This window comes from Rhodococcus sp. KBS0724, assembly GCF_005938745.2.
In the GTDB taxonomy this organism is placed as follows: Bacteria; Actinomycetota; Actinomycetes; order Mycobacteriales; family Mycobacteriaceae; genus Rhodococcus_F.
In genome coordinates this window covers 3,777,223-3,791,377 of record NZ_VCBX02000001.1, presented here as the reverse complement: position 1 = coordinate 3,791,377, position 14,155 = coordinate 3,777,223, and the positions used below count along the sequence as shown (strand labels likewise).

General features: G+C 61.7%; 15 protein-coding genes. 9 read left to right on the top strand and 6 right to left on the bottom strand.

Annotated elements, in window-relative coordinates:
- The first annotated feature begins 78 nt into the window (after positions 1-78).
- A complete protein-coding gene (locus tag FFI94_RS17460; protein ID WP_138868948.1) occupies positions 79-1,122 on the top strand; it encodes an alpha/beta hydrolase family protein in 1,044 nt (347 codons plus the stop codon).
- Between the two features lie 39 nt (positions 1,123-1,161).
- Here the strand turns inward: FFI94_RS17460 and FFI94_RS17455 are convergent, their stop codons facing one another.
- The 6 genes from FFI94_RS17455 to FFI94_RS17430 form a co-directional block, all read right to left on the bottom strand.
- Positions 1,162-1,641: a carboxymuconolactone decarboxylase family protein gene (locus FFI94_RS17455; RefSeq protein WP_138868947.1), complete on the bottom strand. Its 480-nt coding sequence runs from the start codon at positions 1,639-1,641 to the stop codon at positions 1,162-1,164.
- Between the two features lie 113 nt (positions 1,642-1,754).
- On the bottom strand, positions 1,755-3,260 hold the full coding sequence (locus FFI94_RS17450; RefSeq protein ID WP_138868946.1) for an FAD-dependent oxidoreductase: 1,506 nt from the start codon (positions 3,258-3,260) through the stop codon (positions 1,755-1,757).
- A 7-nt stretch (positions 3,261-3,267) separates the two neighbouring features.
- Positions 3,268-3,699: a carboxymuconolactone decarboxylase family protein gene (locus FFI94_RS17445; RefSeq protein WP_138868945.1), complete on the bottom strand. Its 432-nt coding sequence runs from the start codon at positions 3,697-3,699 to the stop codon at positions 3,268-3,270.
- A complete protein-coding gene (locus FFI94_RS17440; RefSeq protein ID WP_260684175.1) occupies positions 3,696-4,622 on the bottom strand; it encodes an NAD(P)-dependent oxidoreductase in 927 nt (308 codons plus the stop codon). The genes FFI94_RS17445 and FFI94_RS17440 overlap by 4 nt, the downstream gene beginning before the upstream one ends.
- The gene (locus tag FFI94_RS17435; RefSeq protein WP_138868944.1) at positions 4,619-5,386 is read right to left on the bottom strand and encodes an SDR family oxidoreductase; all 768 of its coding nucleotides are present in this window, start codon (positions 5,384-5,386) and stop codon (positions 4,619-4,621) included. The genes FFI94_RS17440 and FFI94_RS17435 overlap by 4 nt, the downstream gene beginning before the upstream one ends.
- 40 nt (positions 5,387-5,426) lie before the next feature.
- Positions 5,427-6,893: an aldehyde dehydrogenase gene (locus FFI94_RS17430; RefSeq protein ID WP_138868943.1), complete on the bottom strand. Its 1,467-nt coding sequence runs from the start codon at positions 6,891-6,893 to the stop codon at positions 5,427-5,429.
- A gap of 266 nt (positions 6,894-7,159) precedes the next feature.
- Here FFI94_RS17430 and FFI94_RS17425 point away from each other — a divergent pair, with 266 nt between their 5' ends.
- The 8 genes from FFI94_RS17425 (at position 7,160) to FFI94_RS17390 (ending at position 14,132) form a co-directional block, all read left to right on the top strand.
- Positions 7,160-8,017 (top strand): mycofactocin-coupled SDR family oxidoreductase, encoded by an 858-nt coding sequence (locus tag FFI94_RS17425; RefSeq protein WP_138868942.1) that lies wholly within the window; start codon positions 7,160-7,162, stop codon positions 8,015-8,017.
- A gap of 103 nt (positions 8,018-8,120) precedes the next feature.
- Positions 8,121-8,696 (top strand): TetR family transcriptional regulator, encoded by a 576-nt coding sequence (locus FFI94_RS17420; RefSeq protein ID WP_138868941.1) that lies wholly within the window; start codon positions 8,121-8,123, stop codon positions 8,694-8,696.
- Entirely contained in the window at positions 8,693-9,898 is a 1,206-nt protein-coding gene (locus tag FFI94_RS17415; protein WP_138868940.1) for a cytochrome P450, read from the top strand. Before FFI94_RS17420 ends, FFI94_RS17415 begins: the two co-directional genes overlap by 4 nt.
- Positions 9,898-10,704: an SDR family oxidoreductase gene (locus FFI94_RS17410; RefSeq protein WP_138868939.1), complete on the top strand. Its 807-nt coding sequence runs from the start codon at positions 9,898-9,900 to the stop codon at positions 10,702-10,704. Before FFI94_RS17415 ends, FFI94_RS17410 begins: the two co-directional genes overlap by 1 nt.
- Positions 10,701-12,113, top strand: a complete 1,413-nt coding sequence (locus FFI94_RS17405) for a cytochrome P450 (RefSeq protein WP_138868938.1) — start codon at positions 10,701-10,703, stop codon at positions 12,111-12,113. Before FFI94_RS17410 ends, FFI94_RS17405 begins: the two co-directional genes overlap by 4 nt.
- Before the next feature lie 3 nt (positions 12,114-12,116).
- Positions 12,117-12,311 (top strand): ferredoxin, encoded by a 195-nt coding sequence (locus tag FFI94_RS17400; RefSeq protein ID WP_138868937.1) that lies wholly within the window; start codon positions 12,117-12,119, stop codon positions 12,309-12,311.
- Between the two features lie 16 nt (positions 12,312-12,327).
- Complete coding sequence (locus tag FFI94_RS17395; protein ID WP_138868936.1) at positions 12,328-12,879, top strand: nuclear transport factor 2 family protein; 552 nt, start codon at positions 12,328-12,330, stop codon at positions 12,877-12,879.
- Between the two features lie 5 nt (positions 12,880-12,884).
- A complete protein-coding gene (locus FFI94_RS17390) occupies positions 12,885-14,132 on the top strand; it encodes a hypothetical protein (RefSeq protein ID WP_397495454.1) in 1,248 nt (415 codons plus the stop codon).
- Positions 14,133-14,155 lie beyond the last annotated feature (23 nt).

Genomic DNA, 14,155 nt, shown 5'->3' with positions numbered 1-14,155 from the left:
TCGGATTGGACTGTGGGGGAATGACACAAGAGCGACCATGCCGTTTTCGGGCACCGCAATCGAGCACGAGGAGCGGCAATGAGAAGGATCAGACACAGTCGGGCACTACTGGTTGGCGTCCTCATTGCGTCGACGGGATTGTTCGGTGAAGTAGCGCTGGCGTCTGCCGATCAGACTCGGTCCCTTCCCGCGGGCACACCGACATCGGCGGACGGTTCCGCCCTCGATCGCATCGAAGTGGTCAACGACCGTCAACTGATGATGTACGTGCGCTCGGCGGCGATGGACAAAGTGATACCGCTCGAGGTGATCCTCCCAGCGGACGCCAGCGCGCCGCGACCGACGCTCTATCTGCTCAACGGCGCCGGCGGCGGCGAAGATTCGGCGACCTGGCAGACTAGAACAGACGTCGTCAATTTCTTCGGCGACAAGAATGTCAATGTCGTCAATCCCATCGGCGGCGCCTACAGCTACTACACCGACTGGCAGCAACCCGATCCGGCTCTCGGACTCAACAAATGGACGACATTCCTGACCGAGGAACTTCCCCCGATCGTCGACGCGACCCTCGGGACAACCGGGGAGAATGCCGTCGCGGGTCTGTCGATGGCCGGCACATCGGTTCTGAGTCTGGCCGAAGCAGCGCCGTCGGTATATCGCGCGGTCGGAGCGTTCAGTGGATGTGCTGAGACGAGCACCCAGCCCGGCCAGGACTACGTCACCTTCGTGGTCAGCTTCCGTGGCGGCGACGTCAACAACATGTGGGGCCCGCCCGGAAGCCCGGCCTGGGTGGCAAACGATCCGGTTGTCAACGCGGATAAGTTGCGTGGCATCGATCTGTACATCAGCAACGGAAGCGGTCTACCCGGCCCGCACGAGACTCTGGCCGGGCCGATGGTCAACGGAGACCTCGGCGTCCTCGCCAACCAGGTGATCGTGGGCGGGGTCATCGAGGCGGGGACAAATCAGTGCACGCAGCGTCTTGCGGATCGTCTCAATTCCTTGGGAATCCCGGCGACGTACGACTTCCGGCCGACCGGCACTCACTCGTGGGGTTACTGGCAGGACGATCTGCATAATTCCTGGCCCATGATCGCCGACGCGATCGGTACCCAGCGATAACTGTGACAGACGCGCCCGGCCGGTGTGGCACGCACAGCCTCACTGACCTGGGAGTACGCAGACCGTGTCGAGTCCGAGGACGTGATTGAGCCGACCGGACGTGATCCACGACCCGATGCTGATCGAGAGTTCGACAATCTCCGCTTGGCTGTACTGAGAACTCATCCGTTCCCAGAATGCGTCGTCGAGTCCGTGGTGATCCAACGCGTAGCGCTGCGCGTACTCAGCGGCCAGTCGCGTGCGGTCATCGAAAGCGTCGGTGGTGTCCCAGTTTTCGACGGCGTCGGCAAAAGTGTCCTCAACCTTGACTCCGTCGCGTTCGGTACGCCAGTCCATGCAGACAATACAGCCGTTGATCTGTGCGATCCGCAACCGTGCGGCCTCGAACTCGCGTAGGCCAAGAGTCGACTTCGTGGTGACTGCGCGGGAGAGCCTCGACGCTGCTCGCCCGATGTCGGGAACCATGTCACCCCACACGTATTCGATGGGATCTTTGCCCTCGGGCACAGTGATGTTCATCGTCGACTCCATCTCGTATGGTTTCTTTCTCCGACGATAACGGCGAGAACCTGCCGGACCGTTGTGCGAGTCCCACTGGTCGGCACGAGAACCACACTGCCCGACTGTGCCCGCTATCCCTTGGCTGCGCTGATCCCGGCGCGGCGCCCGTAAAAACTGCCGTCACCAAGCGATGTTCCCGACGCATACCCGCCGGCACAGACTCCGGCAGTGCAGCGGCCCGCGGCAAACAAACCGGGGATGGGTTCGCCGGAAACGTGGAGTACCTCGGCATTGATCGACGTGCGCAGGCCGCCGAGCGTGAAGCCTGCCGTGAAACCCCGAAGATCGAGGGCGGCAATCGGGGAACCGATCGGCTTGACCCATTCGGATTTCTTACCGAGCACCGGATCCTCGCCCCGTTCGGCGTGGCGGTTGTACACCTCGACCGTGGACTGCAGCGTGCCCTCGGGTAATCCCATGTCCGATTCGAGTTCCGCGGCGGTCTCGGCCACCCACTTGGGGCGGAAACGGAAGAACGGTGTGGAACTGTCTGCTGCGGAACCTTCGTCGTACGCGGCTTCATCGATGATCAGATAGGCCTCATTGTTGTTGCGGAGCAACGTTTCCTGGCCGATTCGGCCAGGGTACGTGTCCTCGTTGACGTAGCGTTGGCCGCGGCCGTTGACCAGGATCCCGCGCACCATCAGTTGGGGATCTCCGAAGAACGCGACCTCGGTGGCGTCCATGTGAGCAAGGTCGGCGCCCAGAGCTTGCGCCATCCGGATGCCGGTACCGTCGTGTTCCTCGATCGCCGCACCGGGACGCCCGATCAGGCGCGGCGCAAACGACGCGACCATCGCCTCGTTGTAGGCAAAGCTGCCCATTGCGAGAACAACGCCGGTCCGAGCGCGCACCGCCACTTCCTTGCCGTAACGCTTGGCGATGATGCCGACCACGCGATCACCGTCGACGACGAGGCGCTGCACTCGCATGTCGTGTTCGGCCCGCACACCGAGATTTTCGGCAGTCTCGACGAGCGGTTTCATCAGCATGTACCCGCCGCCCTTTTCTCCGGTGCGTTTGTCGCTCATTTGCGGCACATGCCCGCGCGGTGCGGGATCGGCAATGACGTTGAACGGTGCGGCGTTCTCGCCGCCCGAGTACATGAGGCCGTCGTCGAACGGAGTTTCCCAGCCGGGCTGGCCGTAGAAGCTTTCTTTGAACGGCACTCCGTTGTCGACCAGCCAGTTGTAGTGCTCGACACTGCCGTTGCAGTAGTCGGTGATCTTTTCCTCGTCGGCACCCGGCCCGAGTGCGGCCATCATGAACGTCTTCATGTTCTCGGGGGTGTCCTCGAAACCAAGGGCCTTCTGCAGTGGTGTGCCGCCGCCGAGATAGATGAACCCACCGGCCAGTGCCGCCGCCCCGCCCCATCCGCTGGTGCGTTCGAGGACGAGGACGTCCGCACCGGTTTTGGCTGCTTCGATGGCGGCGCTGACGCCGGCAATTCCGTATCCGGCGATCACGACGTCGGCCTCGAGGTGCCATGTGTCGATGTCGTCTGCCGGGACGGGCCGGATGGAGTGCGCCGGTCCGGCAGTGTCATGCGCCGGTCCGGCAGGTTTCGGAGGGGTCATCGCGATGTCAGTCCTTCGCAGGCGTCGGTTCGGTTGCAGCCTTCTCAGCAGCTCGGGCAGCCTTACGGCGATCGGCCTTGACCGAGATCAAGGCATTGTTGAGTCCTGTTGCCAATGGCCACCCGGTGTAGTGGCACAGGAAGATGGCAGCTTCCTCGACTTGCTGCTCGGTGAGTTCTTCGTTGAGGATCGCTGCATTGATCTGGATCTTTGCGACGTCAGTTTGTCCCTGGGCGGTAATCGCGCCGAGGAGGAGCAGTCGTCGATCGCGGATCGACAACCCTGGCCGCGTCCAGATATCGGCAAACAGATGATCGGCAGTGACAGCAAAAAAGTCGCCGGGAACGTCGGCAGGCATTTCCCAGCCGTACACCTCGTTCATTTTCGACACTCCACGTGCCCGGGCCTCGGAGATCGGGTGTCCGTTCTGATCGGTCATGACTGCTCCTTGGTTGGCGGTCCTGAGAGCGCTGTGTTCTCGGGCCCGGTGTTTTCCAGCCCGGCGTCGACGCCGAGGCCAGCCCCGAGTCCGGTGAGAGCAAGGTGGGCGAGAGGGAGTTCGAGGCCGAGACGATCACCCAGATCGAGCGCCAGGCTCAGATCCTTCTCACCCAGGTTTCGGACGTGACGAAGGATCGAATACCAAGGATCGCTCTCGTCAACCTGCGCGGTGGTGTCTCGTAGCATGATGGCGCCGGCTCCACCGGTGATGGCGTCGGTATGGCGTACGACCTTGCCCAGCGTGCGGATGTCGAGACCGGCCGCTTCGGCCAATCGCGACGCTTCGGTTGCGGCGGTGAAGGATACAAAGTGAAGAAGATTGCGCGCCAACTTCATCCGGGTGCCGGCGCCGACGTCTCCGGCGTGGACCACCAGTTCCGCCCAACATCCGAACGGCTCACGGACCCGCTCGAACGCTTCGATCGGCCCGCCGATCATCACGGCGAGCTTGCCCTGCGTTGCGCCGGGAGCGCCGCCGCTGACGGGGGCGTCGATCAAGGACACACTGTGCTCTTTGCAGATCCGGGCCAACTCCACCGCGGTGGTGTCGGAGATGGTCGAGTGGACGGCGATGACGGTTCCGGGGCGAGCAGTGGCGAGAATGCCGTCCGGTCCGGTGACGACGTCGCGCACTTGAGCGTCGTCGAGCACGGTTACCGAGATGACATTCGCCGTGGCTGCGACGTCGGCCGGTGTACGTGCTGGACGTGCGCCCGCCGCAGTGAACGGCTCGAGCGCTTCGGCTCGCGCGTCACACACCACCAGTCCGGCGGGCCAGTCGAGGAGTCGAGTCGCCATGGGCGCTCCCATGTTGCCCAGTCCGATGTAGCCGAGCGTGGGCGTGTCGGCATTCTCGGTCACGATCGGAACACCTGCCCGCCGTCGACGTTGAAGATCTGGCCCGTCACCCAACTCGCCTCGTCGGAGAGCAGGAACAGGCACATGCCCACCAAGTCTTCCGGTGTTCCCATGCGCTGCAGTGGAATCCGTCTGACCATGTCCTTGACGATGTTGCCCGGTGTCACGGTGCGGGTGGCCTCGGTGTCGATCGGTCCGGGAGCGATCGCGTTGATCCGGATCTTGGACCAACCGAGTTCGGTGGCCAATTGCTGAGTCAGTCCGTTGATCCCCACTTTGGCGAGGCCGTAGAAACCGGAGTACAGCCAGGCGGCCGTGGACGATTGGTTCACGATCGAACCACCGTTGGCGCGCATGTGGGGCACTACTGCCCGGCAGACCTGTAGTGCGCCGTCCATGTTCACGCTCATGAACGTGCGGTAGTACTCCCAGTCGACGGTCAGTAGTGAGTCGATCTTCATGCCGCCGTAGATGGCAGCATTGTTGACCAGGTGTTCGATGCTTCCGAACTGCCCGATCGTGAAGTCGGCGAGCGCTTGCGCGGAAGCGCCATCGGCAACGTCGACCTCCTTGAACACCGCGGTACCACCGTCGGCGGAGATCTGTTTGGCCACCGATTCGCCGAGTTCGTGATTGAGGTCGGCGACAACAACATTGGCGCCTTCAGCAGCCAGTGCGCGGGCGTACGCCTCGCCGATGCCCTGAGCGGCGCCGGTGACGATGGCGGTGCGTCCCTTAAAACGTTCTGTAGGTTCGATGCGTCCCATGTCGATCCTGCTTTCGTGGTGACGGATGTGTGTGAGGTCCCTACGCGGGGGATGCGACGAGCTTTGTCTCGAGGTACTCCTCGAAACCGGCGAGTCCCATCTCTCGGCCGATTCCGGATTGTTTGTAGCCGCCGAACGGGGCGTCGGCGGAATACCAGACTCCGCCGTTGACGCTCAATGTCCCGGTGCGCACACCGGCGACGACGCGGTTGACGCGATCAGGATCAGTGCCCCACACCGAACCTGACAGGCCGTAGGGGGAGTCGTTGGCGATGCGCACGGCATCGTCGTCGTCGTCGAACGGAATGATCACCAGGACTGGTCCGAAAATCTCCTCCTGGGCGACTCGCGACGAGTTTTCCAGTCCGGCAATCAAAGTGGGTTCGATAAAATATCCGCGGGGCTGATCCTCTGGTCGGCCGCCGCCGGTCAACACCGTGCCGCCTTCCTCCCGCGCCAATTGCAGATAGCTTTCGACACGTCCGCGTTGGCGCGCGGAACTCAACGGGCCGCAGATGGTTCCGGCTGCCGACGGGTCGCCGGCCCGAATGCCGGACATGGTGCGGGTAGCGGCAGCAAGAGCTTCGTCGTATCGGCTGCGCGGCACCAAGAGTCGTGTGCTCAGGGCGCAGCCTTGCCCGGCATGGACGCACACAGAAAAGGCCGCGACCGAACTGGCAGCTTTGATGTCGGCATCGTCGAGGACTAGGAATGCGGATTTTCCGCCAAGTTCCAGGAAGACCTTTTTCAGGGTGCCCGACGCGGTCGACATCACCGTGCGCCCGGTCGCGGTGGATCCGGTGAAGGAGATCAGGTCGACGCGGGGGTCGGCGCACAGTTGTGTGCCGAGCGAGTGGTCCGTCGACGTGATGATGTTGACAACGCCGGCGGGGATGTCTGTCTCCTCGGCGATGACCTTGCCTACCAGCGCGGCACACCACGGCGTGTCCGGTGCGGGTTTGAGAACCATGGTGTTGCCCGCGGCGAGCGCCGGGCCCAGCTTGGCGAAGTTGATCTGGTGTGGGAAATTCCACGGCGTGATGGCACCGACCACTCCGACAGCTTCCTTGAGCAGCAGGCGGTGGGTGGGAACTCCCATTGGCGTCGCATTTCCGAGATCTTGTTGCCACGAATAGGATTCGATGAGCTGCGCCCAATATCGGAGGTCGTCGATCGGTCCTTCGAGTTGAGGGCCGCTGGTCAGCATCCGCGGTGCTCCGACCTCGGCGATCGTGATCTCGCGTAGCTCCTCGATGTGAGACTCGAGAGCGTCGCAGAGTTGGCGAAGGCAGTGTGCGCGAAATGTGTGGTTCCGCGACCAGTCGGTGGTGTCGAAGGCGCGACGGGCCGCGGCGATTGCGGCGTCCATGTCGACGGAGGTTCCTTCGGCCGCTTGTCCGAGTACTTCCTCGGTGGCCGGATTCAGGATGTCGAAGGTGCCGCCGGAACCGGGAACGAGTTTGCCGTCGACAAGAAGTGCGGAACTGTCTGTGGGTCGAAGGTTCATAGTGTGAACTCTTCCTTTCTGGACATATGTCTGGACTCTAGTTCACACATCGGTCCATGGCAATGAGTTTCGGGCAGAACCGATTTGGGTACCGAGAATTCGAAAACTGTCCAAGTTTGTTGGTTCGGGCGCTACGGTTCTTCACCAGATATCCCGATCCGGTGTCCCGTTGTTCGGTGACCTGCTCCTCGGTGACCTGCTCGTCGGTGACCTTGTGGCCCTGGGCGGTTCCCTTCGTATGTCGATCCGATTGCAGGAGTAAGCCGATGAACAGAGTTGCTGGAAAAGTTGTCCTGGTGACAGGCGCCGCGCGCGGTCAGGGTCGCAGTCATGCGGTGCGTCTGGCTCGGGAAGGCGCGGATGTCATAGCGTTCGACATCTGCGCGGACATTGCATCCAACGAGTACCCGTTGGCAACCCGAGACGACCTGGACGAGACCGCGAGGCTGGTCAAGGAGACGGGGCAGCGTGTCGTGGCAGCCCAGGTGGACGTTCGCGATCGGGCCGGTGTCGAAGAAGCGCTGGCAGAGGGTGTGGAAACGCTCGGTGGACTACATGTGGTCGTCGCGAACGCCGGGATCTGCCCACTGGGTAAGCATGTGTCCAATTCCGGCTTCGTCGACGCGTTCGACGTGAACTTTCTCGGCGTCGTGAACACTGTCCACGCGGGTTTGGAATACCTGGGCGAGGGTGGGTCGATCATTGCGATCGGTTCCGTGGCCGGTCTGGTTCCGCAGACCGGATTCAACGGGCAACAAGCGTTGCAGGGGCCGGGCGGAGACGGATACGGCTTGGCCAAGAAGATGATTCAGACGTACACCATGTCGCTGGCATTGACGCTGGGGCCGAGTTCGATACGGGTCAATGCTATCCACCCGACAAATGTGAACACGAACATGCTCCAGAGTCTGCCCATGTACCGGACGTTTCGTCCGGATTTGGAAAACCCGACTGCGGAGGATGCCGCCGTGACATTTCCCTTCATGCAGGCGATGCCGACGCCCTGGGTCGAACCCGAGGACATCTCGTACGCGGTGGTGTATTTGTCGTCGGACGAATCGCGATTTGTCACCGGTCAGCAACTTCGGGTTGATGCGGGTGCAGGGATGAAGATCGGGCTGTGAGGGGCGTTGTTTTCAGCCGTGACCGGCGCGAATATGTGGCTCGTCGACTCTGAAATTGCGATTTCATTGCCCTGGACACACACCTGTAGTAACGTCCAGACATGTGTCCAGTCATGGTTACGAATCGACTCGCCGACGCCTCAACGGGAAGCAGGCAGACACCGTCGCCCGGCTTACCGAAGCCGCCGTCGTCGTGCTCCGTGAGCATGAATATTCAGGTTTGACCGTGCGCGCCGTCGCTGCCGAAGCCGGGGTGGGAGCGGCAACCGCCTACACCTACTTCTCGTCGAAGGAACATCTTGTTGCGGAGGTCTTCTGGCGCCGGTTGCGGGCGTTCCCGAGCCCGGACGGTACCGCTACGGACTCCACCGCCCGAGTGCTTGCCGTACTGCGAAACATTGCATTGCTGCTCGCCGACGAACCGCAGGTGTCAGCCGCCGTGACCAACGCTTTGCTGGGAACCGATCCCGAGGTAGAGCATCTTCGCGATCGGATCGGATTCGAGATTCACAGCAGGTTGGTCGCGGCGATGGATCCGGTAGTGAATCCACATCGGATCGAGGCCATTGAAATGCTGTATGCCGGAGCGCTTTTGCGGGCCGGAATGGGATATGGGACTTACGAGTACATTGCCGGACGCCTGGAGGCTTCCGCACGACTGATCTTGGAGCATCCATGACCGAAGCATTGATCGAACCGGTGATGTTCAATCCGTACGACTATCACTTCCACGAAGACCCGTATCCGACCTACACACGGCTGCGAAACGAAGCCCCGATCTACCACAACGACGACGTCGGATTCTGGGCGTTGTCACGGTATTCGGACGTTCTGGATGCGTTCAAGGACAACAAGCGACTCTCCAGTGCAAACGGTGTTTCGCTCGACCCGGCTGCCTACGGGCCTCATGCGCACTACGTGATGTCCTTTCTTGCCATGGACGATCCGCGGCATATGCGTCTGCGGCAGTTGGTGTCTCGCGGGTTCACGCCTCGTCGTGTTGCCGAACTCGACTCGCGGATACTCGAACTCACCACGGCGCACCTGGCCCCGGCACTTGACGCCGGAGAATTTGACTGGATATCCGAAGTGGCCGGCAAGCTGCCGATGGACGTGATTTCCGAGTTGATGGGCGTTCCGGAACCGGACCGGGCGGAGCTTCGGAGAAAAGCAGATCTGGTGGTGCACCGGGAAGACGGGGTCCTCGACGTACCACCAGCTGCAGTAGACGCGTCGATTAGCCTGATGAGCTACTACAAGGACATGATTGCAGAGCGTCGTCGCTCGCCTACCGGTGATTTGACGTCAGCCCTGCTCGACGCCGAAATCGACGGAGACAAACTGTCGGATTCCGAGATTCTCGGCTTCATGTTCTTGATGGTCGTGGCCGGCAACGAAACCACCACCAAACTGCTCGGGAACGCCCTGTACTGGGGTTCGCACAATCGCAGCGAGATTGCGGCTGTTCTTCGTGATCCGGATCTGGCATCGGAGTGGGTGGAGGAAACACTTCGCTACGACACCTCGAGTCAGATCGTGGCGCGCACGACGACCGTCGATCTCGAGTACTACGGCACTACCGTTCCAGCGGGGGAGAAGATGCTGCTCCTGATCGGTTCGGCCAATCGCGATGCGGAAGTCTTCGACGATGCAGACGTGTTTCGCCTCGGACGGAATTCAGCCAACAAGCTGGCCAGTTTTGGCGCGGGCGTGCACTTTTGCCTCGGTGCCCACCTGGCGCGGCTCGAAGCGAAGATCGCCCTTGCCGAATTTGCCCGCCAGGTGCGCGATTACGAGGTCGACGAGGCGGGTATCGAAAGAGTCCATTCGACAAATGTGCGGGGCTTCGCCGCCCTGCCGGTGAAGGTGCAGGTGCGCTGATGCCCCGTTTCGAACCCAACCCGACCCGACGGACCGCTGTGATCAGCGGGGCATCGTCAGGAATCGGCACCGCGGCCGCCTATGCCCTGGCGGAGCTCGGGCACCCCGTTGTTCTTGGGGCGCGGCGGGAATCCGAGTGCGAGGCGATTGCCGAGAAGATCCGCAGCAACGGCGGCGAAGCCATGGCACATTTCCTCGACGTCACTGACGGCAGCTCGGTGGACGCGTGTGTTACTGCAGCCGAAAAGACAATGGGACCAGTGGAAATCGTGGTGTCAGGTGCCGGTGATCTCGAATTCGGTGCCGCCGATGAAATGGAACCCGAACGGTTCCTGCGTCAGATCGAAGTCCATCTGGTGGGTGCACAACGGCTCGCTCACCGAATCCTGCCCGGCATGCGGGAGCGGCAACGGGGTGATTTCGTGCTGATCGGATCGGACTGCGCCGACCGGCAACGCCCACTCATGGGTGCATACGACGCGTCGAAAGCCGGCCTCGAAGCAATGGGCCGTCAGATGCGAATGGAACTCGAAGGCACCGGCATTCGAGCCTCGATAGTGAGGCCGGGACCGACATTGACCGGGATGGGCATGGATACGACGCCGGAGATCATCGGCCCCGTCGGCGAATCGTGGGCCAGGTGGGGTTTTGCGCGGCACGGTTACATGCTGCGGCCTTCCGATATTGCGAACGCCATTGTTGCCGTCGTGACCGCTCCCCGAGGCGCGCACCTCGTTCTGGTGGAGGTTCAGCCCGAAGCTCCACTCAATCCTCGTCCCACTCACACTTCGCAGGAGACGACATGACTCACGGTGTACAGGAGAACCCGCGCACACTGCCGCAACCCCCGCGGGTATCCGGGGGCGAACTCGAACACGGGCATCTGGAAGAACTGCGCACTGATCCGATCGCGTTGATGCGTCGGGTACGGAGTGAGTGCGGCGACGTCGGAGCCTTCCAGCTAGCCGACCGGACGGTGATCCTGCTGTCCGGCGCTGAGGCAAACGAGTTCTTTTTCCGCTCCACCGACGAGGATCTCGATCAGCAAGCCGCGTACCCGTTCATGAAACCGATCTTCGGTGAGGGGGTGGTGTTCGACGCCAGTCCCGAGCGGCGCAAGGAAATGCTGCACAATTCTGCACTGCGCGGCGAGCAGATGAAAGGCCATGCTTCAACCATCGGCACGGAAGTCGAAGCGTTGGTGGCAGGGTGGGGCGACGAGGGCGAGATTGATCTCCTCGACTTCTTTGCCGAGTTGACCATCTACACGTCGTCGGCCTGTTTGATCGGAAAGAAGTTCCGCGACGAACTCGACGATCGCTTTGCCAAGCTTTATCACGAACTCGAACAGGGCACAGACGCTCTCGCTTTCGTCGATCCGTACGCACCGATCGAGAGCTTTCGCCGACGCGACGAAGCCAGACTCGCTTTGGTTGCGCTGGTACAGGAGATCATGGATGGGCGAATTGCGAATCCGCCTCACGGCAAGGACGACCGGGACATGCTCGATATCCTGGTCTCGGTCAAGGACGAGAAGGGTGAGCTGCGCTTCAGCGCGGACGAGATCACCGGAATTTTCATTTCGATGATGTTTGCCGGTCATCACACGACATCCGGCACGGCCGCGTGGTCCTTGATCGAGTTGCTCCGCCATCCTGCCGCCATGGCCGATGTAGTCGAGGAACTCGACAGTTTGTATGCCGACGGCGCCGACATCAGTTTCCATGCACTGCGCCAGATTCCGGTGCTCGAGGCGGTGGTGAAGGAAACTCTGCGGCTGCACCCGCCGCTGATCATTTTGCTGCGGGTGGCGCGCGGCGACTTCGAGGTGGGTGGTTTCGAGATTCGTGAAGGCGACCTGGTGGCGGCGACGCCGGCGATCTCCAATCGCATTCCCGAGGACTTCCCAAATCCCGACGAGTTCGATCCCGGCCGCTACATCGATCCACGTCAGGAAGACATCGTCAACCGGTGGACGTGGATTCCGTTCGGAGCGGGCAGGCACCGGTGTGTCGGTGCGGCGTTTGCGCAGATGCAGCTCAAGGCGATCTTCTCGATTCTGCTGCGCGACTACGAATTCGAGATGACCCAACCGTCTGAAAGCTACCGTAACGATCACAGCAAGATGGTCGTGCAATTGCAGCAACCGTGCTCGGTCAGGTATCGACGGCGAACCGGCCAGCGCAGTCGATCCGATACACGTAGCGGGGCATGAGCCATGCGTGTCGAGGTCGATCTGGATCTGTGCCAGGGCCACGCCGCGTGTGAATTGGAAGCGCCGGACGTTTTTGTGGTTCCGAAAAGGGGCAAGGTCGAAGTATCCGATCAGGCGCTGCCGGAAGAGCAGAGACGCGAAGTGGAACTGGCAGTGCGGTACTGCCCGACGGGCGCACTGAAAATTGTCGATGACTGACCAGGGAGAGGTTCACATGACCGGATTCGACCGTGCCGAGCTCGACGAGATGGTGCAACGTTGGGTTGACGCGAACAAGAAGGCAGAGGCCGCCGGAGACTGGAAGCCGTTGGCGGACATGTACACCGAGGACGCGACCTACGGCTGGAACTACGGCCCCAAACAGGACTTCATGGCGGTCGGTCGAGAAGAGATCCGTACCGTCGCGCTGGGTCTCGAGATGAACGGCCTCGAAGGCTGGGAATATCCCTATCAGGACTTTGTGATCGACGAGCGCAGTGGCAACGTCATCGGACTGTGGAAACAGATCTCCGACGCCAAACGGGACGACGGCAGTAACTACTCCGTCTACGGCATCGGTGGCAGCTGGTTCCGGTACGGCGGAAACTTCCAATGGTCCTGGCAGCGTGACTTCTTCGACTTCGGAAATGTCTCGGCACTGTTCATGGAGATGATCCAGAACAACGCACTGTCCACGGGGATGCAGGCACGCATTCAGAGATCGATCTCCGGCGAACCACTCCCAGGGTGGTATCGCGCCGGTACCTCGCCGGTTCCGCTGTGGTGAGTCCGGTGACTGTCGGTGGATCCTTCGAGACGCTCACGCGCGGCGACCTGGCTGTGTTGGTGCCCGAACTCCTGCTGTGTGGTCAGCTGATCGACAGATCCGGGATGGCGCATCTGATCATGGAGTACGGCCGCGAAGGCATGGCGGAAGTTGCGATCGAGGAATGGGAATCCGCCAGTCCGTGGTACACCCGCCGGATGCAGAAGGCGCTGCGCTATCAGGGCGACGACGTCGTGACCATTTTCAAGGGACTGCAACTCGACATCGGAGCGCCGCCGCAGTTCATGGATTTCCGCTACCGCGTGGACGACCCACAACACGGTGAGTTCTGGCTCGACCATTGCGGCGCTCTGACGGACGTCGAACCGCTGGGGGACGAGTTTGTCACCACGATGTGTCATGACATCGAAGATCCGACGTTCGATGCGACGGCGATAGCCACCAACGCGCATGCGCAGATCCGTCCGATCCATCGGCCCCCGCGCAAACCCGCTGACAGGCACCCGCACTGTGCGTGGACAGTGGTGATCGACCCGCGCCATGTCCCGCCGGTCATGACGTCCCACACCGAGCAGATCGGCCGGAGCGCTGCGGTATCGGTGGAGTTGAGTCCGATCGACGACAGTGAGGACGGCGCGGCCGACTACTCGGGACCGTTGCTCTCGGATCTGCGATTCTCCGACTTCTCACACTCCGCGCTGGTTCGCATTGCGCAGGAAGTATGCCTTCAACACCACCTGCTTTCGCTGGGTTTTCTGCTCGCGGTTCGCCGGCGCAGTAGTGCCGACAAGGCGCGAGAAATTACGCTCAAACAACTCACCGGAATTGCGGGCGTCGCTGCGCAGCGCATCCGCGACGCATTAGGTCTTCCGCAGGATCTGGAAGGCTTGGCGGTGGTCCTGGCGCTGCATCCGTTGCTCAATCCGAAGCAGTACGTCGAGCGTGAAATTCACTGGGATGGAAAGAGTCTCGAAGTCTTTCTGTCGCGGAGTGGCCTGGTTGACGCCGACGGCGGTTGGCCCACTCTGATCGACGCCGAGCATCTCGATCCGCTACAGGCACTGGTACGCGGCGTGAACCCACATTTCACAGTCCGCGTACTCGAGGATTCCGAAGCCGGACTTCTGGTCACGGTCGATACCACGGCGGACGCTGCGCCGGAATGTGTCGAGGTCGCCATCACCAAAGTGAGCAGCGGCGCAGCATTTACTTTCGAAGATCGTGGAATTCCGTTGCCTCTCTTCGTAGTTTGAGTGGCTTGACCTCAAAAGGATCG

What these genes read in the sequence shown, in the direction of transcription:
- FFI94_RS17415 (WP_138868940.1), top strand. Translation starts at nt 8,693, where the DNA reads ATGACCGAAGCATTGATCGAACCGGTGATGTTCAATCCGTACGACTAT.
- FFI94_RS17400 (WP_138868937.1), top strand. Translation starts at nt 12,117, where the DNA reads ATGCGTGTCGAGGTCGATCTGGATCTGTGCCAGGGCCACGCCGCGTGT.
- FFI94_RS17430 (WP_138868943.1), bottom strand. Translation starts at nt 6,893, where the DNA reads ATGAACCTTCGACCCACAGACAGTTCCGCACTTCTTGTCGACGGCAAA.
- FFI94_RS17410 (WP_138868939.1), top strand. Translation starts at nt 9,898, where the DNA reads ATGCCCCGTTTCGAACCCAACCCGACCCGACGGACCGCTGTGATCAGC.
- FFI94_RS17405 (WP_138868938.1), top strand. Translation starts at nt 10,701, where the DNA reads ATGACTCACGGTGTACAGGAGAACCCGCGCACACTGCCGCAACCCCCG.
- FFI94_RS17435 (WP_138868944.1), bottom strand. Translation starts at nt 5,386, where the DNA reads ATGGGACGCATCGAACCTACAGAACGTTTTAAGGGACGCACCGCCATC.
- FFI94_RS17460 (WP_138868948.1), top strand. Translation starts at nt 79, where the DNA reads ATGAGAAGGATCAGACACAGTCGGGCACTACTGGTTGGCGTCCTCATT.
- FFI94_RS17395 (WP_138868936.1), top strand. Translation starts at nt 12,328, where the DNA reads ATGACCGGATTCGACCGTGCCGAGCTCGACGAGATGGTGCAACGTTGG.
- FFI94_RS17445 (WP_138868945.1), bottom strand. Translation starts at nt 3,699, where the DNA reads ATGACCGATCAGAACGGACACCCGATCTCCGAGGCCCGGGCACGTGGA.
- FFI94_RS17450 (WP_138868946.1), bottom strand. Translation starts at nt 3,260, where the DNA reads ATGACCCCTCCGAAACCTGCCGGACCGGCGCATGACACTGCCGGACCG.
- FFI94_RS17455 (WP_138868947.1), bottom strand. Translation starts at nt 1,641, where the DNA reads ATGAACATCACTGTGCCCGAGGGCAAAGATCCCATCGAATACGTGTGG.
- FFI94_RS17425 (WP_138868942.1), top strand. Translation starts at nt 7,160, where the DNA reads ATGAACAGAGTTGCTGGAAAAGTTGTCCTGGTGACAGGCGCCGCGCGC.